22 protein-coding genes and 1 riboswitch are annotated in these 24163 nt (G+C 42.0%); of the genes, 10 read left to right on the forward strand and 12 right to left on the reverse strand.

Annotated elements, in window-relative coordinates; translation table 11 throughout:
- Window positions 1–154 precede the first annotated feature (154 nt).
- The 3 genes from AC6CHI_RS08090 to AC6CHI_RS08100 form a co-directional block, all read right to left on the reverse strand.
- Window positions 155–670 carry a DUF1543 domain-containing protein gene (locus AC6CHI_RS08090; RefSeq protein ID WP_498120590.1) on the reverse strand — a complete coding sequence of 172 codons (516 nt, stop codon included), beginning with the start codon at window positions 668–670 and terminating at the stop codon, window positions 155–157.
- A 255-nt stretch (window positions 671–925) separates the two neighbouring features.
- On the reverse strand, window positions 926–2155 hold the full coding sequence (trpB, locus tag AC6CHI_RS08095; protein WP_498120592.1) for a tryptophan synthase subunit beta: 1230 nt from the start codon (window positions 2153–2155) through the stop codon (window positions 926–928).
- Window positions 2139–2780, reverse strand: coding sequence for a phosphoribosylanthranilate isomerase (locus AC6CHI_RS08100; protein ID WP_498120594.1), 642 nt, complete (start codon window positions 2778–2780; stop codon window positions 2139–2141). Before AC6CHI_RS08100 ends, trpB begins: the two co-directional genes overlap by 17 nt.
- 144 nt (window positions 2781–2924) lie before the next feature.
- Window positions 2925–3129, forward strand: a riboswitch (cobalamin riboswitch).
- 34 nt (window positions 3130–3163) lie between these two features.
- Here AC6CHI_RS08100 and AC6CHI_RS08105 point away from each other — a divergent pair.
- The 5 genes from AC6CHI_RS08105 to AC6CHI_RS08125 all read left to right on the forward strand — a co-directional run bounded on the left by AC6CHI_RS08105 (window position 3164) and on the right by AC6CHI_RS08125 (window position 9620).
- Window positions 3164–5005: a TonB-dependent receptor plug domain-containing protein gene (locus AC6CHI_RS08105; protein WP_498120596.1), complete on the forward strand. Its 1842-nt coding sequence runs from the start codon at window positions 3164–3166 to the stop codon at window positions 5003–5005.
- A gap of 95 nt (window positions 5006–5100) precedes the next feature.
- On the forward strand, window positions 5101–5679 hold the full coding sequence (locus AC6CHI_RS08110; protein ID WP_498120598.1) for a cob(I)yrinic acid a,c-diamide adenosyltransferase: 579 nt from the start codon (window positions 5101–5103) through the stop codon (window positions 5677–5679).
- 215 nt (window positions 5680–5894) lie between these two features.
- Window positions 5895–6614 carry a glycerophosphodiester phosphodiesterase gene (locus AC6CHI_RS08115; protein WP_498120600.1) on the forward strand — a complete coding sequence of 240 codons (720 nt, stop codon included), beginning with the start codon at window positions 5895–5897 and terminating at the stop codon, window positions 6612–6614.
- 292 nt (window positions 6615–6906) lie between these two features.
- A complete protein-coding gene (locus tag AC6CHI_RS08120) occupies window positions 6907–8073 on the forward strand; it encodes an acyl-CoA desaturase (RefSeq protein ID WP_498120602.1) in 1167 nt (388 codons plus the stop codon).
- Window positions 8074–8174: 101 nt separating this feature from the next.
- On the forward strand, window positions 8175–9620 hold the full coding sequence (locus AC6CHI_RS08125; protein ID WP_498120604.1) for a protein adenylyltransferase SelO: 1446 nt from the start codon (window positions 8175–8177) through the stop codon (window positions 9618–9620).
- Window positions 9621–9708: 88 nt separating this feature from the next.
- On the opposite strand, the gene AC6CHI_RS08130 is transcribed toward AC6CHI_RS08125, so the two are convergent.
- Window positions 9709–10395: a response regulator gene (locus AC6CHI_RS08130; RefSeq protein WP_458893428.1), complete on the reverse strand. Its 687-nt coding sequence runs from the start codon at window positions 10393–10395 to the stop codon at window positions 9709–9711.
- Between the two features lie 11 nt (window positions 10396–10406).
- Complete coding sequence (baeS, locus tag AC6CHI_RS08135; protein ID WP_498120921.1) at window positions 10407–12062, reverse strand: sensor histidine kinase efflux regulator BaeS; 1656 nt, start codon at window positions 12060–12062, stop codon at window positions 10407–10409.
- Between the two features lie 134 nt (window positions 12063–12196).
- On the opposite strand from baeS, the gene AC6CHI_RS08140 reads away from it, so the two are divergent.
- The 3 genes from AC6CHI_RS08140 to AC6CHI_RS08150 all read left to right on the forward strand — a co-directional run bounded on the left by AC6CHI_RS08140 (window position 12197) and on the right by AC6CHI_RS08150 (window position 16874).
- A complete protein-coding gene (locus AC6CHI_RS08140) occupies window positions 12197–12805 on the forward strand; it encodes a hypothetical protein (RefSeq protein WP_498120606.1) in 609 nt (202 codons plus the stop codon).
- Between the two features lie 308 nt (window positions 12806–13113).
- Complete coding sequence (locus tag AC6CHI_RS08145) at window positions 13114–14916, forward strand: acyl-CoA dehydrogenase C-terminal domain-containing protein (protein WP_498120608.1); 1803 nt, start codon at window positions 13114–13116, stop codon at window positions 14914–14916.
- Window positions 14917–15092: 176 nt separating this feature from the next.
- A complete protein-coding gene (locus AC6CHI_RS08150) occupies window positions 15093–16874 on the forward strand; it encodes an acyl-CoA dehydrogenase C-terminal domain-containing protein (protein WP_498120610.1) in 1782 nt (593 codons plus the stop codon).
- Window positions 16875–16932: 58 nt separating this feature from the next.
- On the opposite strand, the gene AC6CHI_RS08155 is transcribed toward AC6CHI_RS08150, so the two are convergent.
- The 5 genes from AC6CHI_RS08155 to AC6CHI_RS08175 form a co-directional block, all read right to left on the reverse strand.
- Entirely contained in the window at window positions 16933–17985 is a 1053-nt protein-coding gene (locus AC6CHI_RS08155) for a pilus assembly PilX family protein (protein ID WP_498120612.1), read from the reverse strand.
- 118 nt (window positions 17986–18103) lie between these two features.
- Window positions 18104–19180 carry a PilW family protein gene (locus AC6CHI_RS08160; RefSeq protein WP_498120614.1) on the reverse strand — a complete coding sequence of 359 codons (1077 nt, stop codon included), beginning with the start codon at window positions 19178–19180 and terminating at the stop codon, window positions 18104–18106.
- Between the two features lie 18 nt (window positions 19181–19198).
- Window positions 19199–19699, reverse strand: coding sequence for a type IV pilus modification PilV family protein (locus tag AC6CHI_RS08165; RefSeq protein WP_498120616.1), 501 nt, complete (start codon window positions 19697–19699; stop codon window positions 19199–19201).
- A 3-nt stretch (window positions 19700–19702) separates the two neighbouring features.
- Complete coding sequence (locus AC6CHI_RS08170) at window positions 19703–20176, reverse strand: GspH/FimT family pseudopilin (protein ID WP_498120618.1); 474 nt, start codon at window positions 20174–20176, stop codon at window positions 19703–19705.
- On the reverse strand, window positions 20173–20568 hold the full coding sequence (locus AC6CHI_RS08175; RefSeq protein WP_498120620.1) for a type IV pilin protein: 396 nt from the start codon (window positions 20566–20568) through the stop codon (window positions 20173–20175). Before AC6CHI_RS08175 ends, AC6CHI_RS08170 begins: the two co-directional genes overlap by 4 nt.
- Before the next feature lie 398 nt (window positions 20569–20966).
- On the opposite strand from AC6CHI_RS08175, the gene AC6CHI_RS08180 reads away from it, so the two are divergent.
- Window positions 20967–21464 (forward strand): phosphate-starvation-inducible protein PsiE, encoded by a 498-nt coding sequence (locus tag AC6CHI_RS08180; RefSeq protein ID WP_498120622.1) that lies wholly within the window; start codon window positions 20967–20969, stop codon window positions 21462–21464.
- A 47-nt stretch (window positions 21465–21511) separates the two neighbouring features.
- Here the strand turns inward: AC6CHI_RS08180 and AC6CHI_RS08185 are convergent, their stop codons facing one another.
- Window positions 21512–21952, reverse strand: a complete 441-nt coding sequence (locus AC6CHI_RS08185; RefSeq protein WP_458893418.1) for an RcnB family protein — start codon at window positions 21950–21952, stop codon at window positions 21512–21514.
- 143 nt (window positions 21953–22095) lie between these two features.
- Between AC6CHI_RS08185 and AC6CHI_RS08190 the strand changes: the two genes are divergently transcribed.
- A complete protein-coding gene (locus tag AC6CHI_RS08190; protein ID WP_498120624.1) occupies window positions 22096–22548 on the forward strand; it encodes an SAM domain-containing protein in 453 nt (150 codons plus the stop codon).
- A gap of 82 nt (window positions 22549–22630) precedes the next feature.
- Here AC6CHI_RS08190 and AC6CHI_RS08195 read toward each other — a convergent pair whose 3' ends face one another.
- Window positions 22631–24094: a phospholipase D family protein gene (locus AC6CHI_RS08195; RefSeq protein WP_498120626.1), complete on the reverse strand. Its 1464-nt coding sequence runs from the start codon at window positions 24092–24094 to the stop codon at window positions 22631–22633.
- Window positions 24095–24163: the final 69 nt, after the last annotated feature.

The following is a 24163-nucleotide window of genomic DNA, read 5'->3' on the forward strand; positions in this document are numbered from 1 at the left end:
TTCAATTCCCTAGCTAAGTCTATGCTGATTTTTCGTCGTATAACCACCCAATTTTTACAACCACTTATACTTCACGACGAAGGATCATTTTGATGTCTGCCATCTTAGCACAAAAAAACAGCACTACTGTACACTCAGCACAAAATGTTGAATATTAATCATTTAATAGCAGATATGTGTTTTTCCAATCATTTTTCTGTGGCGTCGCTAATTCTAAATGAATATGTTGATTTTCAACCTGAGCCAACGCAATGCAGTCATCCACATCAAGGACTCGATCTGTATGCGGCTTTTGCCACTGCTGCGCAAAATGCAGCTTCGCTCGTTGTTTTGCCTGCTGTGCATTATTAGCGACGATCAAAACATAACGGTGTAATTCGCCAAATTCCTGCGCATCATAACCACCCAAATTAATCAAAAATAATTTTGCCACATCTGGCTCTGGAGCCGTGTTACTTAGCCGAATTTGATAATACTGACCTTCAGATTCCACCGTATTGATTTTCATCCAAGCATCAATATGTAAGCCCTTTTGTTCAGCAAACCATGCTTGTCTTAATTGCGGAAAGGTCGCTTCCAAGCTATCCCCCCAAACCGCCACAACATCATGCACTTCGGTATTGGCTCGTTGATGGCGTCCACCCAACATCACAACAAATAAATGGGACATGGCATAGCTCCTCAGTAAAAGTATCTGGTTCTTTCTACACTCAAAACTTCAGTATGAGTTTGAGTTGGGTTTTATTGTGATGACATGATGGAATATCTTTTGAATAATGATCATGTTGAAGAAATGCAAAGTATAAGACAAATCACGGCTTGTACATTCCTTGTTTTATTTAAATGGACCAAACGATCAATAAACTAAAATTTTAAGCATAAAAAAGCACGAGTCTAGCCCGTGCTTTTGAAACTTATATTGAAATTACATCTCAACCATTTCCACGCCATCAATGCGTGCCACGGTCATCAAGTCTTTATCACCACGTCCAGAAACCGTGGCAATAATGATTTGATCCTTGTCCATGGTTGGCGCCAACTTAGTGACATACGCCATGGCATGCGAGCTTTCCAATGCTGGAATAATCCCTTCAATCTTGGTTAAATCACGGAAACCTTGTAAAGCTTCATTGTCATTGATTGGCACATATTCAACACGATGCATATCTTTTAGGAAACTATGCTCAGGGCCTACACCTGGATAATCCAAACCTGCCGAAATTGAATGTGTTTCAATAATTTGACCTTGCTCATCCGACATCAAATAAGTCCGGTTACCATGCAAGACACCGACATGCCCCGCATTTAACGGTGCGGAGTGCTTACCAGTTTCAATGCCATAACCGGCCGCTTCAACACCATACATTTTCACTTCAGCATCATTCAAGAATGGGTAGAACAAGCCCATTGCATTTGAACCACCACCGACACATGCTACAAGCGCATCAGGTAAGCGCCCTGCTTGCTCTTGAATTTGACGGCGTGCTTCACGACCAATAATCGACTGGAAGTCACGTACCAATTGTGGATATGGATGTGGACCTGCCACCGTACCAATCACATAATAAGTAGAATCGACATTGGTGACCCAGTCACGCATCGCTTCGTTCATGGCATCTTTCAGAGTTTTTGAACCACTTTCTACAGGTACAACAGTTGCACCCAATAGACGCATACGATACACATTCATGGCCTGACGTTTAACGTCTTCTGCACCCATAAAGACCACGCATTCTAAGCCTAGGCGCGCTGCAATCGTGGCGGTTGCCACACCATGTTGACCTGCACCTGTTTCGGCAATAATGCGTTTTTTACCTGAAAGCTTAGCCAAGAGCGCCTGACCAATCGTATTATTAATTTTATGCGAACCGGTATGATTCAGGTCTTCACGTTTTAAATAGATTTGCGCACCACCCAACTCTTTCGACCATCGTTCAGCATAATATAAAGGACTAGGACGACCTACATAGTAGGCGAGATCACGGTCGAATTCTGCCAGAAATTGCTCATCGTTTTTCATACGGAAATAGAGCTTTTCTAAGTCCTCTAATGCCGCCATTAGAGTTTCTGACACAAAACGTCCGCCATGGATACCGAAATGCCCTTTTGCATCAGGGTATTGGGTATAGTCAATCACATTATTTTGCTGATCCACGTTGGACTCCTTGCATAAATCGTTGTATGAGTTGTTGGTCTTTAATACCTTTTGCGGACTCTACACCGCCACTAACATCTACAGCAAAAGGCTGGGTAGTGTGTATTGCATCTTCAATATTGTCAGGATTTAAACCACCTGCCAAAATCAAAGGAATATCGAGTTGTGGAAACTGAGTCCAGTCAAAACTGTGCCCTGTCCCACCTTTTAGTTCAGGATGCCAAGCATCCAATAATACTGCGCTTGCACCTGCTTGTTGATATTTTTCAATCGTTGCAATCACATCCAAATCGGGTTTGACCTGAATGGCCTTATACCAACGTCGCGCCATTTGCTCTGCAATGGCCTGACATTGTTCGGGACTTTCATCGCCATGAAACTGCAACATATCTAAAGGCACTTTCTTTAAAATATCGGCAATTTCTTCCACCGTCGCATTCACAAACAAACCCACAACCTGCACATAGGCAGGAATGTGTTGAACCAAGATTTGCGCTTGCCCCATACTGACATTCCGCGGACTGGGCGGATAAAAAACCAAACCAATTGCATCAGCCCCTGACTGTACTACAGACTGAACATCCTCAATACGGGTAATTCCACAAATTTTGGCACGGGTTCGCATACAGTTTCAGCTCTTACTAGATGAAGTTCATAGCCTGTCTATGAATATCGGGGCGAATCATTGTAATGCAATTCTTTTCTCTTGAGTAAAGTTCATCCTGAATATTCTTTACATAGATTGTTTAATTCGCATACAAACCTTATACTGCGCGCAAATGCAATAAGTCATAGCAATATGCTTTAGGGAAGTTGGTGTAAATCCAACACTGCCCCCGCAACGGTAAAACGAAACGTATACCTTTATAAGTTTGCACTTACATCACTGCACTCGTGTGGGAAGATGGGTATACCAATATTGTTCGCAATATTTATATTTGAGTCCGGAGACCTGCTTATTGTCCGTTTAACTCAATCATTCACGGGGGGTGAATGTATGGAGCAAGCATGTCAAATTTATTTCAGCCTACTGCTTTAGTGGGCGCAATCGCTATTGCGATGGGTTTCTCTACGTCTGTATCTGCACAAGACAATTCCAATGTTGTTAATGCTTCTTTAGACACTTTAGTAGTCACAGCTACACGTTCTGAAGAAAAGATTGAAAATGTGCCTGCGCGTATTTCAATTATTGAACCGCAAATTTTAGAGCAATCTCCAATTGCTTCTTTACCAGATCTGTTAATGACTGATGCAGCCATCAATATGGTACAAAGCGGTGGATATGGTCAAATTTCTTCAATTTTTCTACGTGGTACCAACTCAAATCAAACATTGATTTTACGCGATGGTGTTCGACTAAACTCAGCAACTACGGGAACAGCGTCGCTACCATTTATTGACACTACAGATATTCAACAAATTGAAGTGCTCAAAGGCCCAGCCTCTGTACTCTACGGTACCGATGCAATTGGCGGTGTCGTTCAACTCGTCTCAAAAACGCCAGAAAAAAATAGTGCATTTGTAACAGGCGAGATTGGTGAAAATTCGACTTACAAAACATTGGTTGGTGCTGATCTCGCAGAAAATGGATTCTATGCACAAATTCGTGGTCAACATTTGGAAACCGATGGTACACCTGTTAAAGACAGTAAAAATGCACCTAATGCGGCTTTTGATCAAACTGGATATTCGGCAAAATTTGGCGTAGAAAAAGAAAAATATGCACTTTCACTCGATTATAGTGAGAACGAAGGTAATTCCCAATACGACAATTATGGTGCGGTCGCTAATCAAGATTTCAAAAATGAAATTGTGAACCTCAAAGGTCGTGTAAATCTTACCCCAAATGTTGAATTAAATGCCCGTTTATCACAATTCAAAGATGATATTGATCAAAATGATCTAAATTATCTTGGGACTTATGATTTCGTTCATAGCACTACACAAGAAGCTGAACTTTATAGTAAATGGCATTTCACACCTTCACAAAATATTTTGTTGGGTACAACTTTTCAAAACATTGATGGCGACGTAGTTTCCTACGGTAGCCCATATGCCGCTGATGTAGACTCACAAGGTTATTATGTGCAACATCAATACAATGCCAATGGCTTAAATACACAAGTTGGTATTCGTGTAGAAGACAATGAGAAGTATGGCACGCACACCATTGGACAAATTGCTACACGCTATCAAGTTTTACCTTTAACTAGCATTTATACCAATATTGGTACAGCCTTTCGTTCACCAACTTTGAATGAACTTTATAGTGCTTATGGGAATCCAGATTTAAAGCCGGAAGAAAGCACATCTTATGAAATTGGCTTAGATCAAAATCTCAACCACGGTTTTACCACAGGTATTTCTTTGTACCGCACTGAAGTTGAAAACTTGATTGATGCAACCAGTGTTACTGGCTATATCTTCCAAAATATTGACCAAGCTACATTTGAAGGCAGCGAAATTTATCTGAAATGGCAAGGTGAAAATCTGTATGTTAATGCAGGTTATAACTATGTTCGTGCTAAAAACGATAAAACTGATGAAGACTTAAGCCGTCGCCCTCGACAAAATGCGACGCTTACCACAGGATGGCAAGACAGTAAATTTGGCTTCTCAACCACTTTGATGGCAAGTAGTTCGTATGATAATAGTGCCTACGATAATGTTACTGTTCCTGGTCACTTAAGAATTGATATGAATGGTTATTACAATCTAAACACTGCTGTCAAATTATTTGCCAATATCCAAAATGTAGGGGATAGCAACTACCGTACAGCTTATGGTAGTGGTAGCTACTACATCAATGGCGGTCGCCTTGCCTCTGCTGGGGTAACTTTCCGTTACTAATCCTCAGCTTCAAAAAAATATATAAAATAGCGCAGTTTATGGATAATGTTTTGACCGGCATTATCCTTTTTTTCATTTCAACCTTAGGAAAAATTATGGGTCATCGTTTAAGTAAAATTTATACCCGCACGGGCGATTCTGGCACGACTGGACTGGGGGATGGTTCACGTGTCGCCAAAGATGATTTACGTATTAATGCACTAGGCGATGTTGATGAACTAAACGCTTGTATCGGTATTTTACGTGCTCAAATCAATCAAAGTGATCTAGCTGAACAAGCTACTTGGGATAAAAGCCTGAGCCTGATTCAACACTGGTTATTCGACTTAGGTGGCGAAGTTTGTATTCCTAACTATCATTTAGTTCAACCCCTTTCAGTTGAATTTCTAGAACAAGACATCGACCGTATGAATGAAGCTTTACCGATGTTGAAAGATTTTATTCTGCCATCAGGTACACTGGCATGTAGCTTTGCCCATCAAGCACGTGCCGTTTGCCGTCGTGCTGAACGTAGCCTGATGTCCGTCCATCATCGCGATCAAAACATTCAACCAAGCTCTTTACAGTTGTTAAACCGACTCTCTGACTGGCTCTTTGTGGCTTCGCGTACATTACAACGTGCTGAAGGCGGTAGTGAAGTGTTATGGCAAAAAAATATTAACGAGACTATTTAAGACCCGTTGAATGATCGAGGCTAAATCATAGAGATTGAGTCTCGATTGATTCTCTGAACTAACTGATGACCGCTCTTCTACATGCCTATTCAGATGTACTATTCAATCCTTAAAAAATGTATAACGAAAAAATATTCAAACTCCAAAATCAAAGATTGAGGAAAGCTCCTTAACTCCGTAATAATCAAAACTGAAAAATAAAGGCAGATCAGCACATGCAAATTATTGGACATCGCGGCGCACGCGGTGAAGCACCTGAAAATACCCTAGGTGGATTTCAATATTTACACGAATTAGGTGTTCGAGCAGTTGAGTTTGATGTCCGTCAACTCCACGATGACAGCTTAGTGGTCATGCATGATGATAACTTTTTACGCACCACGTCCATCAATTATGATTTGTATGCGTGCAGCGTTCATGATTTGTCTCGCTTCAATCAAGCCTCTATCTGGACAAACTGGCAACATGAAGTAACCCCCACTTTGGAACAGAGCTTGCAGATTCTACGTGACTTTTCCCATCTTGAAGTTGAAATTAAAGCCGTAAAAGATATGGCAGCGGCGGAAAAGCTGGTTCAGCACTTAAAATTAGCCTTAACTGGATTTGAACACAATGCCGTGATCACCAGTTTTGACCTGAAAATTCATCAAGCTTTACAGCAGTCCAACTCCCGATTTAGACGTGGGCTTCTCATCGAAGATGACATCAAAGAACTCGCCATCGAACAAGCCTTGGCTCTTGGCTGTAGCCGTATTGGCTGGATGAATCAATTGGCGACAGATGTCATGATTCAAGCGACTCAAGCTGCGGGCTTAAAGGTCAGTGTCTGGACCGTCAACGATGTTGAACGCGCCAAGCATTTACAAACCTGTGGCATTGATGGCTTGATTACGGATTTTCCTAAAATGATGCTACAACAGCTTGAGCTAGGCTAAATCTTCATGTGTACACTTAAGATAAGTTGATTCAACTGAAGATCCGTCATCCAGTTGACTCAAACTACAATGAAAATTTATCGAGCAACCAATAAAAATAGCCGATTGTTTACGATAAATTCAATCACGGCATAGTCTTATTCTGTTACTGTTTAGTACAATACAACTGTACAATAATGCTAGAGTACAATTGTTGCTCATGCTAATATGCCAGAATCTTAATCCATACAAATTGTATTGAATTAAGTTCTCAATTTTAACCTGTCTCAGGTTTCTAGGAGTGCTGTTGGAGATGAATCCTCCCCTACCTCAAGCCCCAATCAACTGGGTTGCAATTTTTGCCCTAGTTTTTTTACCTATTGTTGCGGTTATCGCTCTTCCCCTCTATGCCATCAATCATGATTTTAGCTTAAGTGCTTGGGTCAGTATGATTGTGTTACTGGGGGTAAGCAGTTTAGGTATTACTGCGGGTTATCATCGCTTATGGGCGCATCGTGCGTATGAAGCGACTCTTCCCTTAAAAATCATTCTGATGATTATGGGAACTTTTGCCGTTCAGAACAGTATCTTGTTCTGGGCTTCAGGTCACCGTACCCATCACCGCCATGTAGATGATGTTGAAAAAGACCCCTACTCAATTAATAAAGGCTTTTGGTTTGCCCATATCGGGTGGATGTTACGTGATTATCCAGCAGCAGAGCCAAATTATAAAAATGCGCCGGACCTGTTAAATGACAAACTGGTCATGTTCCAACACAAATATTATGTCCCTTTGGTTATCTTGGTTCATGCCGGTATTTTAATGCCGATTGGTTGGGCCGTAGGCGATATGTGGGGTGTATTGTTACTGGGTGGATTGGTTCGTTTAATCCTCAGTCACCATGTGACCTTCTTTATTAACTCGCTTTGCCATATGTGGGGTAAACGTCCATATACCGATGAAAATACCGCACGTGACAACTTCCTCCTTGCGATTGCAACTTGGGGCGAGGGTTATCACAACTATCATCACATCTTCCAATACGATTATCGTAATGGTGTGAAATGGTGGCAGTATGACCCAACCAAATGGTTGATCTGGTCATGTTCAAAAGTCGGTTTAGCAAAAAATCTACGTCGTATTCCAAGCTTTAATATTAAGAAAGCTGAGCTTGCGATGAAGTTTAAATATGCAGAACAAGATTTGGCGGTTTACGGGCACAATGTCAACGAAGATATGGCGAATGTCAAACAACGTATTTCACAAGAATACGAAGCATTCACCCACACCTTGAATGACTGGGCAAAACTGAAAGAACAAGAAATTCAGGCCAAGAAAGCATCTGTGGCTGAAAAAATTCACCAAATGGACCATAAACTCAAAATGGATTTCCAATTGGTTGAGCAACGTTTAGGACATCATCGTCAAACGCTCAAAGTCCTGATGCGTAATATTAAGAAAAATGCAGTGTCTGAATAAGTCCTTATTCAACTCACGAAAAGCTCCCTCTAGGGAGCTTTTTTCATTTTAGCCCTGAGATTTGTTATAGTGAGCGGAGTCCCATCGTCCGATTCCATTTCATGCTATTCAATTCACGCTACCCTACGCTCGATTCAAAACTTTTCCATCAACAAATGCCTGTGCCTCTTGTTGGAGCAAAAGCAGGGCATTTTAATCAGGCCTTGGCTGAAGAGTTGCAATGGAGTGAAGCAGATCAAGCGGATTGGGTCGAGATTTGTAGCGGACAGAAAACCTTTGCTGAATTTCCACCACTGGCCATGGTGTATGCGGGACATCAATTTGGGCAATGGGCTGGACAGCTCGGAGATGGTCGCGGTTTATTGATTGCGCAAATTTTGGATCAAAACCAACACACCATTGATCTGCATTTAAAAGGTGCTGGTCAGACCCCTTATTCACGCATGGGAGATGGACGTGCAGTATTGCGTTCCGTGATTCGTGAATATCTGGCAGGACATGCCTTAAATGCGCTTGGTGTCCCTTCCAGTAATGCAGTCGGATTCACATCTTCTACCCAAGGCGTACAGCGCGAAAAACTCGAACTGGGTGCGATGCTGTTAAGAACCTCAGATTGCCATATTCGGCTCGGGCACTTTGAGTGGATCAATCAATATCAGCCGACCCTACTCAGCAGCTTCACACAGAAATGTCTGGAATGGCATTATCCTGAATGTTTAGACGCTGAACAGCCTATTTTGGCCTTTGCCACACAAGTGATACAGCGTACTGCAATCATGATTGCCAAGTGGCAACTGGTCGGTTTCGCCCATGGAGTCATGAATACCGATAATTTGAATATTACAGGCTCAACCCTCGATTTTGGTCCCTATGGCTTTATGGAACGCTTCCGCCCCAATTGGATTAACAATCACTCCGACTATCAGGCGCGTTACACCTACCAACAGCAACCCAGTATTGGACATTGGAACCTGTGGATCTGGCTCAACAACTTAATTCCTTTGTGCCCAGAAGGCTATGAAAAAGAACAATGGAAAGAAGATCTCGCGGCCTGTTTAAACCACTATGAACCTACTTTTCTGGAACATTACCGTTTAGGCTTGTGTCAGAAGATGGGGCTCCCTGATTTTCATAAAGACAGCTTTGACTGTGGCATGTTGTTCCTACGTATTCTGCAATCTGAACAACTGGATTACACCCAGAGCTTTATGCGTCTGCAAAATCAGCAATATCAACAGATCCTGGATGACTGCTTAGACCGACGTCAATTTGAACAGTTCTTAGATCAATATCAATCGATTCGAGAACATCAAGATCTACAACTTTTAGATCAGGCCATGTCTGAGGTTAACCCCCATTACATCTTGCGCAATCACATGGCACAACGCGCAATTGAACTGGCGGAGCGTAATGACTTTACCGAGGTGGATCGACTCTTCAAGCTGCTGAGCCAGCCCTTTACCCAACAACCAGATTTAGAACACGCTGAAGATTTAGCCCCATTACCGAATGATGTACCTGAGGTCATGGTCAGTTGTTCATCTTAAAATTGTCGATTTAGTCAACGTGGTTATCCACATTTTCTGTGGATAACATTGTGATTATCCACAGGAAAACTCGGTTCATCCTCAACTATCAGTCTTCAGGGTACTCAAAACGGTAACCTACGCCATACACCGCCTGAATCCATTCATGGCGATTTCCTGTCTCTGCAGCATCGGAAATCTTACGACGCAAGTTCTTGATATGACTATCAATAACACGGTCAGCCACATCAAAACTATCAGGATTAATATGATCCAACAATTGAACACGAGAATACACCTGCCCCACATGTTCCAAGAACAACTCCAATAAACGGAACTCAGTTGGGGTTAAGTTGAGGGTCTTTTGTTGATACCAGATGCGTTGTTGTGCTTTATCCATACGGAATAGGCTATTTTCTTCAGGTTCAGCCTTGCGATCTAAACGACGAAGCACCGCTTGTACCCGGGCAACCAATTCTTTCGGACTGAAGGGTTTACAGACATAATCATCAGCGCCCATATTTAGTCCCAACACGCGATCAATTTCTTCCGTACGTGCAGTGACCATAATAATTGGTAAATCCGACTGTTCTCTCACTTTACGGCAAATGGTCAGACCATCCATTCTAGGTACCATCAAGTCCAAAATCATCAAACTTGGTTTACGTTGCATAAAGCTGTCATATGCTTCCTGTCCATCATGGAACAGGCTAACTTCAAAACCCGCAGCTTCTAAATAGTCACGGACCAATTGAGCCAGTTCAACTTCATCTTCAACCAGCATAATATGCTTCATGAATATTTCCTTTATGATTTCATTTGTTTCGGGAAAGTAAGTTTGCAACGCAAACCACCCAATGGGGAATGTTCAAAACTCAAACGTCCTCCAAGTGCTTGCGCAATCTTACAAGAAAGTGCCAACCCAAGTCCTGTGCCGCCTGTACTTCGAGTGCGCGAGTCATCGACACGGTAAAAACGTTCGCCTAAATGTTGCAACTGTTCATCCGTTAAACCATAAGGACTGTCATCAACATAGAGCGACCACTCATGTGCAGTTTCTTCAGTATGTATTTGAATCGCTCCACCTTGCTCGGTATAGCGAATGCTATTGCTGAGTAAGTTGACCACAATTTGTTTAAACCGGTCTGTATCTAATTGTAAGAATGGACTATCGCCCTGCACAGCGACTTGTAGTTGTGCTTGTTCAAACTTTGGTTTGAAGTTTTCGACTTCTTGTAACACCACTTCCCACGGGTTAACGGAAGTGAAATAACATTTCAATTGCTGTGCATCTGCCTGTGCCAGATCAGCCAAATCCTGCGTTAATTTTTTCAAACTACTGACCTGACGCATCATCGCCTCTAAATGTTCAGGCGTTGCTTTGCGAATACCATCTTGCATCGCTTCAATTTGAGCCTGCAACACCGCCAACGGGGTTTTCAGTTCATGCGAGGTATCAGCCACCCACTGACGACGTGAAGTTTCGTGTTGATTCAGAATTTCTGCCAACTGATTCAGCTCATTGGATAAGTCACCCAATTCATCATTGCGGTTAATTTTAACCTGATGCTGGTAATTGCCTTGGGTTAATTCACGAGTGGCATTCAGTAAGCGTTGTATCGGCTTTTTGAAATAGGTCGCCAAGAGTAAGGCTGCGATCAAACTTGCCAAAATGGTCAAGCCATAGACCAGAAACAAATAACGTTTTTGATTACTAAAGAAGTTGATACTTAAGGCATCATCCTGATCAAGAACAGGTTTTAAGCCCAAATACCCCACCACTTTGTCATCCACAAGAATGGGCCGATAAGAAATCTGATCTGAAGAAGGCTCACCCACCACAAACTGCCGTTTTGCATCATATAAAGATAAGCGCGAACTCAAGCCCAAACGGTCAGGCATAGAAATGAACTGTTTCTTCTGATTATTCTCTTTTAATTTATTCTGCCCTTCTTTACGATCGGGCGGACGGAAGGCATTTTCATTCGAGCGCAATGGGAATTTCAAGCCTTCAAAAGGTTGATATTCTGAAGGCAAGTTTAACTCTAACCACCGTAATTCTTCTTGATCAAGCATAGGCTTGCCCTGATCAGCCTTCGCCAAAGTAGGCGGTATATTCACAAAAGTATGTTCTTGAAAATAGCGCTGTTGTAAGGCAATGTCATATTGTCGTCTGAGCCACCAACGAGAAAGACGATCATAATCATCAGGGTCAGCCTGCCCCTCGATTTGCAAAATCTGAGCCTGAATGGCATTGCCCCAGTCATGATAGACCGAATATACCCCCGCCAAATTGGAAATCAGATGATCGAGTTTTTGCATCTCGACATCTGCAACATATTTGGTAAAGTTTTTTTGCATGGTCCAATGCAAGACTCCCAGACTCATGGTAATAATCACCAAAGTGGTGAGCAGTACGGTCAAAAAAAGGCGGAGTGCAATCGGGACACGTCGGGTATTCAACAAGGGCGGCTCAGTGGTTGCTTGCTTGAACTTATTGTAACCAACCTATTTTCAAAAAACCCTCCATTGTTTCTTCATCTTTATTATTTAATCTTTAAGAACAAATTTAATAATCGCGGCTGGGGTAACTTGTAATGAACTTGACGAAAAAAATACTATTAGCAACCTGTGGTGTTTTAAGTGTGGGGGCTTTAACTGCTTGCCAATCACACCCAGAACCACAAGAGCAACCGCATCGCATGATGGATGGTCGTCATGCAGATCGTATGACGCCTGAACAACGTGCCGAACATGAACAAATGCGCGCTGAACACAAAGCAATGTTCAAACAGATGAAACAAGCTTGTGAGGGAAAAACTGCTGGACAAACGGTTCAGGTTACCGCTGGTACACAAACAATTGATGGTCAGTGTCAGGTGGTGTTCCAGCCTGATCAAAAGCATGGTCGCGGTATGCATTTTGGACACCATTCTATGCAAGATGACGCAGGCATGATGCATCCTCAACGCGGTGAAAAACTAACCGATGCACAACGTCAGCAAATGGTGCAGCAATACGATCAACGTCTGAAAGAAAAACAAGCTTTCCAACAAGCAGTCGAAACTGCATGTAAAGGTCAAGCCGATGGTAAAGCGGTGCAAATTAAAGCGGGTGAACAAACCTTATCGGGTAAATGTGCGGTACGTTTCTTCCCGAATCAGCCGCAACCGAATGCCATGCCTATAGCAAAACCAGCAGCATAAGCAGATGAACAACAAAAAAGACGCCGCAAGCGTCTTTTTTTATGCCTAAATAGCAACATAACTTTTTACGTTTTTTGACTATTTGTATCATTAAAAAAAACATAAAAACGTTTACACTCAATGTACTTATAAAATTCAAGCCACCTTTTTTTGACTTTACAGTCACTAAGAAATGGGGGGCAAGTGCTTGTACCTTATAACAAGATGTTGCACGATTAACTTGTACTTAAAAACGTGTCATTGAAGGCACGTCACCATGTTTATTAGGATTATAACGCTGGTTGAAACCAGTATTGAGGAAAACCGACATGCCACAATACAAAGCGCCCTTACGTGATATGCAGTTCGTTTTGCATGAATTACTAAATGCTGAACAACATTATGCAAAACTCCCTGCGTTCCAAGAAACCGTAAGCCGTGAATTGGTTGACCAATATTTAGAAGCTGCGGCAGATTTCTGTGAAAATGAATTGTCTCCGATCAACCAAAGCGGTGACCAAGAAGGTTGTACTTGGAATGATGGCGTGGTGACTACGCCGACTGGTTTTAAAGAAGCATATCAAAAATATATCGAATTAGGCTTCCCTTCTCTTTCTGCGGAAGAGCAATATGGTGGCCAAGGCTTACCAGTTTCTTTAGGTAACGTGATTTCTGAAATGGTCGGTACTGCGAACTGGGCATGGGGCATGTACCCAGGTCTTTCTCACGGTGCAGTGCGTACCCTAGAACACCACGGTTCACCTGAACAAAAAGATGCATACTTACCGAATCTGGTATCTGGTGTTTGGACAGGTACCATGTGCTTAACCGAATCTCATGCAGGTTCTGACCTCGGTATTATCCGTACTAAAGCTGAACCAAATGCTGATGGCAGCTATGCAATTACGGGTGAGAAAATCTTTATTTCTGCCGGTGAACATGACATGGCAGAGAACATTATTCACATTGTTCTTGCTCGTCTTCCTGGCGCGCCTAAAGGCACCAAAGGTATTTCTCTGTTCATCGTGCCAAAATTCAACTTGAATGCTGATGGTACTGTGGGTGAGCGTAATGCCGTACGTTGTGGTTCGATTGAACACAAAATGGGGATCCATGGTAACGCGACTTGCGTCATCAACTTTGACAATGCAAAAGGCTACTTGATTGGACCTGAAAACCGTGGTCTAAACTGTATGTTTACCTTCATGAACACGGCACGTATTGGTACAGCAATTCAAGGTCTTGCGGCATCTGAAGGTTCATTCCAAGGTGCCTTGGCTTATGCTAAAGATCGTTTAGCAATGCGTTCACTTTCTGGTCCGAAAGCACCTGAAAAAGAAGCCGATCCAATTATTGTGCACCCAGCTGTACGCAACATGCTATTAACGCAAAAATCTTTTGCTGAAGCAGGTCGTGCATTGGTTTACTTGTTGTCTTTCCATGCAGATATCGTAGAGAAAGGTGCAACTGAAGAAGAGCGTAAATACTCTGACAACATCCTGTCATTGTTGACTCCAATCGCAAAAGCATTCTTAACTGAAACAGGTTCTGAATCTGCGAAACACGGCGTACAAGTGTTCGGTGGTCATGGCTTCATTTCAGAACATGGTATGGAACAAATCGTTCGTGATACTCGTATCTCATGCTTATATGAAGGTACCACTGAAATTCAAGCGTTGGACTTGTTAGGCCGTAAAGTTTTGGGTACTCAAGGTGCAATGTTAAAAGACTTCACCAAGATTATTCACAAATTCTGCGAAGCAAACAAAGACAATGCTGCGATGAAAGAATTTGTAGAGCCGCTTGCTGCATTGAACAAAGAATGGGGCGACCTCACCATGCAAATTGGTATGCGTGCGATGCAAAACCCAGATGAAGTCGGTGCTGCTGCTGTAGATTACTTGTACTTCGCTGGCTACGTAACACTTGCATACCTCTGGGCGCAAATGGCATTGGTAGCTCAGCAAACGCTTGCTGCTGGCACGACAGATGTTGACTTCTACAATGCCAAAGTGACTACTGCTCGCTTCTACTTCAAGAAAATCTTGCCACGTGTACGTTCACACGTTGACGTGATTGCTGGTGGTGTAGAGCCATTAATGTCTCTTGATGCAGAACACTTTGAGTTCTAATCACACTTTAATGTTGCTTGCAATGTTAAATTAAGAAAAAAGGACTGGTCGGTTTTGACGGTCCTTTTTTTATGGAATCAATGCTAAATTTAATAAAGTCGAATCGGTAATACATCACATTGCGTGTTATTCCCAATTCGAAACACGCATATGTATACAACAAAGGTGAACTAACTATGCCAATTTATAATGCACCGCTTGCAGATATGAAATTCATCTTAAATGATGTTTTTAACGCAGAACAATTCTGGCAGTCTAACGAAAATCTAGCTCATTTAGATGCAGCAACTGCAGAAGCTATTTTAGAAGAAATGGCAAAATTTGCGCAAAATGTAACGCTTCCGCTGAACCGTACTGGTGATGAAGAAGGTGCAACTTATAACAATGGCGCAGTGACGACACCGGCCGGCTTCAAAGAGGCTTTCCAACAATATGCCCAAGGTGGCTGGATTGGTTTAGGCGCAGAAGAAGAATGGGGCGGTCAAGGCATGCCTAAAATGCTGACTGTACTTTCTGATGAAATGCTGTTTGCAACCAACCCTTCTTTCATGCTTTACCCATTACTTTCTGTGGGTGCGGGTATGGCGTTAAACAGCTATGCATCTCAAGAGCAAAAAGAAACCTATTTACCTAAAATCTACTCAGGCGAATGGTCAGGCACCATGTGCTTAACTGAACCGCACTCGGGTACAGATTTAGGCATTATTAAAACTAAAGCTGAACGTAACGAAGATGGTACTTATAACATTACCGGCACAAAAATCTTCATTACTGGCGGTGACCACGACTTAGCTGAAAACATCATTCACTTGGTTTTGGCTAAAACTCCAGATGCACCCGCGGGTTCACGTGGTATTTCATTGTTCATCGTGCCTAAATTCTTAGTCAATGAAGATGGTTCTGTAGGTGAGCGTAATGCCGCAGGTCCGGGTTCTATCGAGCATAAAATGGGCATCAAAGCCTCTGCAACTTGCGTCATGAACTTTGACGGCGCTAAAGGTTACCTCGTAGGTAAAGAAAACGAAGGTCTGGCAGCAATGTTCGTCATGATGAACTACGAACGTTTATCGATGGGTATTCAAGGTCTTGGTGCTTCTGAGTTTGCTTACCAAAATGCAGCACAATACGCGACTGACCGTCTACAAGGTCGTAGTGCTTCTGGTGTTAAATCGCCAAACAAACCAGCGGATAGCATTTTAGTGCATGGTGACGTTCGTCGTATGTTGTTAAACGTCCGTGCCAACAACGAAGCTTCTCGTGCATTTGCCGTTTATGTCGGTCAACAGTTAGACATCACTAAATTCTCTACTGATGCTGAAGCAGTGAAAAAAGCCAATGACCGCGTTGCACTTTTAACACCAATTGCGAAAGCATACTTAACTGACACGGCTTTCCAAGCAACTTTAGATGCACAAATGTGCTTCGGTGGTCATGGTTATATCCGTGAATGGGGTATGGAGCAATGTGTCCGTGACTTACGTATTGCGCAAATCTATGAAGGCACGAATGGCGTTCAATCTCAAGACTTAATCGGTCGTAAAACCATTAAGTGTAACGGTGCGTACATTGCAGAATACATCGAAGAAATTCGTGATTTTGCTAACAGTTTAGATGCTGATTTGAACTTCATTAAAGATGCGACTTTAGATGCAGCAACCGAAGTAGCTGACCTGACTCAATTTGTACTGGCGCAAGCCGCGGAAAATATTGAATTCCCAAATGCAGCGGCAGTTGATTATTTACATGCTGTCGGCTTACTCAGCTTCGCCTACATGTTTGCTCGTATTGCCAATGCCGCAAAAGATAAAGATGGTGAGTTCTTCCAGAACAAATTGGCACTGGCTCAATACTTCGCACAACGTATTCTTCCTGAATTAGACATGCGTATTGCGAAAGTCAAAGCGGGTTCTGACTTGATCATGAACTTCAGTGAAGACTACTTCACTAGCCAAGCTTAATCACGACATATAAAAAAACGCCTGCATTGTCAGGCGTTTTTTATGGAAGACATTAATCTTAGAGAACGTCGATCCAAGACAAAACTGAAGTGCGAGATGAATAACTCGGATTTACATCATCATCCATTAAACTCGAGTCATATGTAATTGTCATATTCCCCCCACCAGAAAATTGAGTCGGACTGCTTGAGAATTGGTAACCACCACTTCCGTTTGAACTAATATTCGCGACATATAAAGCACCAACATAATCCCCACCATTGCCTCGCACATCATAATTTCCGCCTAGGACGAGGAGAATACCTTTAAAAGAACATTGATTCCCGTTTGTACGTAGACTTCCAGTAATAATGACAATACCTGAACAGGCCGGTAGATTCGTGGCATTCCCCTCAACATAAGTCACACCTGGCGCATTTTTGATAGAGTTCACCAGCTCCATTACTTGATTGGCATCCCCCCACAGACCGAGATCCGTATTCTTTACACAAGCACCTGAAGATGGACACCCACTACCACCAGGATAATGGGCTGCATCGTTACGATTGTTTGGAATACCATTTTTAACAGTATTATTTGAGTTGACATCATCCGTAGCAATTGCGAGTTTATGCCCCCCATCAATCCTAAAGACATTACTATTTGCACCAGAAAATGAATTAACGTCACCAGCCAATGTCAGCGCTGCAGGTAATTCTGGTAATCGCACTGCTTGCGGTGCAGCAAATTTAACTTGATAAACGCTTTCACCTAAAATCTTCGTATCGCTGCCCGTACCCTTAATCAGATTTCCTGTAATTTGTACAGTCACCTGCTGATGAGTATCGTCCCAACATGGATTGGTATTGGCAACTGAGCAACCTGCAATATTGGCATCTGTTTTAATCCAATAATAACGCCCATTCTGGATATTCGATGTACTCACACCATTTATAGGGTTTGTATAAGGAATCAAATCAGCTGTTAAACTGCCTTTCCATGAGTTCTTATCAGAGCTACTTGTTGGCCAGCCTGATGTTTTAAATCGATTATCCGCCCAGTTTAAAAATTGAGTAGCCCCATCTTCTGCGGCATTACTGGTCGCCACTTTATTATTTATATTAGCGGTCATCTTATCCTGCATGATTGTGCCACGCATTGCATATAGACTAATCATGGTCGCGGCAAAAAGCACAACTACAGTAATAATGAGGACGGAACCTTGTTGATTATTGTTCATAATTATGCCCTCATTTTGTACTTACAAAATCTAACGAGCCTTTTAGCTCGCCATTACATTTCAAACTTAAACTCATAGACCTATTATGTGGATTTGGCATACTAAAACTATTAACCAACTTTAAAGGCGTGAAAATATTGTCTGCCGCAATTTCCCAATTCGTTAGATCCATACTATTGTTCACATTTACAATGACTGAGGATTTTTTAACCGCATAAATCGTATTACTAACATCTCGCCAGGTATATGTATCCCCATCTACAGTTATAGTTACATTACTTAACATCTCATTCGAACAACTCTTTGTTGATGGTGTTTCATTATCGTTATTGTCTTCTTCGGAACCATCTCCATTATCATTTCCATTAGAAGTATCTCCCCCCTCCTGACCACTCCCTGTAGAGGAATCCCCTGAATTATTGTTATTTGAAGGGTTGGCGTGACTTGTACCGCCACTGGATGCCAGTTTGGTTAATGCCAATAGATGTGATGTTGAAATAAAATCAATGGTGGGTTGCTTACCATTGCCCTCAGTAACAGTCATCTGAGTTAAAACACTGGTTACCGTGTTCCACGCATTTACAACCGCAGTATTTTCTGTGTTGCTATTACCACTATATCTTGGTTGATAAACTAAAGAGTTAGCACCAACACCATTCTGAATACCATATGAAAATTTAATTTCAGAAATGTCCTTAGCAAGCACATAACTTAAATTTTCATCATTATTTAAAATGCAAAGCAATTCATTATTTGCATTCACTTTAAATGTATTGACCCATGAATTATTCAGTTGCCCCAAACAGTCTCTTTGAGTTCGGTCAAATGTCACAATCAATTCATTATTATTTACAGGAATACCCAGTTCATTTGCTTGTCGAACCAACCGAGTAATTGTCATTGAGGCAAAACGAAAATTCTCTTGTGAGCGATCCATGACATCTTTTTCCAGAATAAGCTTCTGGTTTGAAAATAAAATGGTTAAAGCCCCTGCCGTAATAATCATACCAATGGTTAAACCCACCATCAGCTCAATGAGAGAAACGCCAGCTTGTGAAAATCGATTACTCACTATTTTTCTTTTCATACTATTTTCCTCTATCTACTAAATTTCACACTTCGGCACTGAAAAATAATAGATAAATTCTTCCTTATCCCCTGGATTTGTTGCATACCACTTGGCTTTCTTATTTTCCCATTGAATCGTAATTTTATACCGTCGCTTCGTCGCACTCTCGATTTCCAGATTCCCCGACCAGCCATTCATACGGCTATGTAAAGCTTTTTGATTATTCGTTAGTCCTTGCACAAAACTGCTGCTATTTCCCGTAACCTTCCAACGATTTTGCCATTGCACTTTAAGTGCATTGATTTGCCCTGTGGAAACCTGACCCGAGCTATCATCTAAAGAGCAAACACTGGCCCACATCCGATCAATCAAATCATTGGCTTGAATGGTCGCAATGGTACGTTGGGTGGTTAAGGCACTTTGCTGCATAGACTTCAAATGCAGGATCCCTAACCCCAATAACACCCCTGCGGTAATAAACATTGCGATAAGCGCTTCAAAGAGCACAAACCCTTGTTGAGCATTTATTTTATTCATGATTTAGCACCCTGTTTTACTTTTGAATGCTCTGCCAATGACTTCGACACAGATTGAATAAGTATCAGCACCAGAAATTGCGACCGTAATTTCATGTTCAGCTGTAGTTGATCCCACTGGATTGAAAGTGATGGTTTCCGGTGCGGTAATCATGAGTTTGGAATTTTCAAAAGTTAACTTCTGAATCGGTGTAGCGGAAGCCGAAGATTTGGCGATTAATCCCGTTGACCAATTGGTTTTATTGGCACTTAAACAAGTCGTGCCATCTGAACTCCCACAAATTGTGACAGTTTTCCCCAGTCTCACCGCTTCGGTTCGGGCTTGTTGAAGAAAATTAAAAATATCCCCTGTACTGGTTTTCACTTTGGAGTTATTTAATACGCTACTGAGGTTGGGAGCGGCTAAAGTAGCCAAAATTGCCAAAACGGCTATCGTCACCATTAACTCAACGAGGGTAAAAGCTCTTACTGTTTTCATTTCCAGCACCCAGATGTCGTTGGTGTTTTAGCCCCATCTTCCTTTAGCGTTAAAGTTCCACATACGCTGTCAGATTGTGCACTGGTTGGTGTTGCGGTAATCGTATAGGTCTGAGATGAATTGGCGACATTAATTGAAAAGGTGTAATACGTGCTGACATTTGCAGGCGATTTTAATGCTGCAGGAATATCCGCCACCGCTGGATAACTAAATGAAGCATTGTATTTGCTCTCTAGAAATTGAGCTAAATTTAACATGGCCGCTTGTGCTTCTGTTCTATGACTCGCCACGATATATTTTGAATAGCTCGGTATAGCAATTGCTGCAAAAATTGCAATTATTGCGACAACAATCATTAACTCAATTAAAGTAAACCCCGATAAAGATTTCATTTGTCACCCTAGCTTAAAGCTTAAGCATTTATAAATATTTCTTAATAAAATTTTGCTTTGCAATAATATAATCAATCCAACTATTTATCAAAAATAAAAAATTGTGTGACACACAGCGTCATTTATTTATTTTTATTGTTAAAAAACTGCTTAATTTTGACTTCAAAAAAGGCCAGAAAAATACAACAGATTGATTGAGAGCAAAAAATAGACACAAATACATTTGCTCTAAAAAGTACACTTCACCGTGATTTAGCTTTCCCACTCACAAAAACGGAGCATAATGATTTGATTTTAAAAAACGTCTGCACTGTCAGGTGTTTTTATGCCTTCAGCTTCATGTGCATGAAATTTGCTTATGTTTGAATAGCGAATAAATTCATCATCAGGAGGTAAAAATGTCTACACACGATCCGAAAGTGACTCAACTTGAACGCCTCCTCGACCGTTTAGGCAATATGGCGGTAGAAAGTTTCCACTATATTGCCCTCTTCATTATTGGCTGTATGGTGGCGTGGTCTGCTGTACATACTGTGATTGAAATTTTAACGGTGAAACAATATGCCAGCATTGATGACATTCTTTTATTGTTCATTTATTTAGAATTAGGTGCCATGGTGGGAATATATTTTAAAACCAACCATATGCCCGTTCGTTTTTTGATTTATGTGGCAATTACCGCTCTGACTCGACTGCTTATTTCCGATATTCAGCATGACCATAAAGCCGATATGGATTTGCTAATTATTACAGGCTCAATTTTAATTCTCGCCTTTGCCATTCTGGTGGTGCGATTTGCCTCTTGGAACTACCCATCCGTTATGCGGGACAAGCATCAAGATAAAGCTTTAGCAGTAGGAAAAACCCCTCGTCCAGAAGATGATGAATTGGCTTAACTGCATCTACTTTCGATCATGATTGCTCGAAAGTAGGCCGCATCGTCCTATCTTGGGACTAAAACATAGCGCCCATTTTCAAAAATCCAGTACATGTTCTGTGGCGGTTCTGGCAAACCCAAGCGTTGCCAGTCATTGATGATCCGATATTGAGAACTTTCAATTTTTGAGTTCGCATCACCAAAGACATAGCTGGTGCTTTGATGGTTATACTCGGTATAAGTCGGAGCTTGTAAATTAATACTAACATTCGCCTGTGGTCGATCCCAATGGGGCGGACGATGATCATGTGGCGGATAAGGTCGGTTCGGATATGGCGGGTGTGGTGGGTAAGGTCGATCATGCGGACGCTTAGTACTGGTGCCCTGATAATTTGACCATCCATTGGCATCCGCGGATGCATAGCTTGAACTCAACATAAGGATCGCCATACCCCATGCGAAGTAGAACTTGGCTGTCATCTGCTTCTCCCAATTGTCTTTATTCATATTTTAACCGATCTTTTCGTCTAAGCATGTATAAAATAGAATGCGCTACAAAGATTTTTGCTGGACGGATCTACCCTGATTCTCAATTTTGCTTTTCATGCTTTATGCTAATATAAGCCTTTTCATGGATTAGGCTGAATATTGTGGCGGAATTAAGCTTTGAACGACTGCATCAATTTTTCTGTAAAGTCCCGAGTGTACAGAAAGAATTTATTGATTCTTATGGAACAGATGGTCAACATGCTTGGTGGTTTAAATTTCAGATTAATATCGATCACCCACTGGCTTGGCAAACGGTACAAGAACTTGGGCATGTTTTAAATTACATTTCGACCAACGAACGCTTACCCACCCAATTTCTCCCTGTGTCTCCCCCCCCTTATATGAATGGGGAAGCCAAACAATTCCTATCTTGGGTCATTCAATGTAATCACCCTGACTTTCCACCTGATGTGGTCTGTGACTGGCTTGAAGCACGTCTACCGAACCCAGTGGACAATCTTGAACAATGGAAAATTAAAACTGACATCCGCGAATTGGATAACATGACGGATAAAGATTTGGATCAAATCATTCCACCGAATCCTGAGATATAAACAATATTCCCCCCTCTCAATTCCTGATATGACTCAGGTATTTCCTCCCTTTATTCAAAGGGAGGCGAGGAGGGATTAAAAATTAAAACGTCGACAAACCACTCCATTCCATGAAGCGATATAAGCCATATTTCAACTTCGACTCATCCGCATATTGTGCATAATCCACACTCATCTGCTTACCCTCTAAATTCGACCATGCCGTATTAAAATACTGCGCTGCGTCACGGAAAACCGCAGCTTGAGTTGGACCGACTACACGCAAATCTGTTTCCAAATTATAGTTTTTCACATTCCGTGCAGTAAAATTGGCAGAACCCAAAATCAGTTCACTGTCTTTGCCACTGCGTTTAACAATCATCTTACTGTGACATTGTTCACCTTGCGTATTGCACCAACGCACCGGGATCCCTGCTGCGTGCAGCTCAGAGGCCACTTGACGGTTAGGAATGCCATTTTTCTGACGTCCAAAAGCATCTTTATTGGGATCAAGTAAAACGCGCAGTTGTACGCCACGCTCTTGCGCAGCCAGCATGGCATTAATAATTTGGCGTTCCGATAAATAGAACATGGCTAAATCAATCTGGTCTTGCTTCTGTGCCGATTCAATTAACTTTAAGGTTGCGTCAAGAATGGCCTGTTCGGTCAAAACTTGAACCTGAGGCTCAGTTTTTTCCGCCTCAAATTCACCTAAAATCACCACAGGAATATCTCCTCCCGACATCCGCCCCACAGCTTGCTCAGTCTTAAGGATGTCAATTGCAGTATTGCCTGTTACCACCAAAGCCACATTGGAATGACGCGAACTGCCATCATGCGGGTTCATAGACGTCACTAAAGCTTTCCAACCTTCCGCCGTATCTACCACCAAGGTTTTACGATGATTGGCTTTAAAATTAAATAGATTAAAATAACTGCGCAAGGTAATCGGCGCTTTCCCAAATGGATTTGGCAACCAGCCTTTTTCAGGGTTATTGCCTATATCTTGACAACATAAATACCAAAAACCCGACCAAGCTGGATTGGAAGCCCGCAATGGTCGTAAATCGGTTTCAATCACATCAATACCCGCCTGACGTAGTTGGCGATAATGTTCGGGAGCCAGACCGGCATATACTGAATTAATCGGATCGGTAATGAATTTCACTTCAAGGCCTGGATACTGACGGCGCTTTGAAATCAGAGCATCCGTTAACTGCTGGGTTAAAGCTTGTTGTTGTGCTTTCGACTCTCCCACTTCTTTGTTGAATAAAAACATATCCAAGACAATGGTGGTTTTAGCCTCATCAATCATCTTCAGCATTTCATTAAAAATGACATGCTGTTGCTGCTGTTGACCATTGGCAGTCAAATAGGTCTGATCGGCCAGGAATTTCACTTGGGCATGGCGTAACTTACCTGTGTAATTTAGCCCTTCAGGTAAAGGTTTTACACTGTGATAAATGCCTGAAGCCAAATAGCCCAGTGCCAACAGCCCCACAAAAACCGCCATATAGCGTCGTGGAGACCAATTTAATTTATGTTGAACTTTTCGGAGAATACGCATAACAAAAAACCTAACCCAATAGCATCAGGCTAGGTTTTCTGCGCTGTATTTTCAAGTGGCTTTCTGTGA

The sequence above is a fragment of the Acinetobacter sp. GQ146 genome (assembly GCF_059758585.1).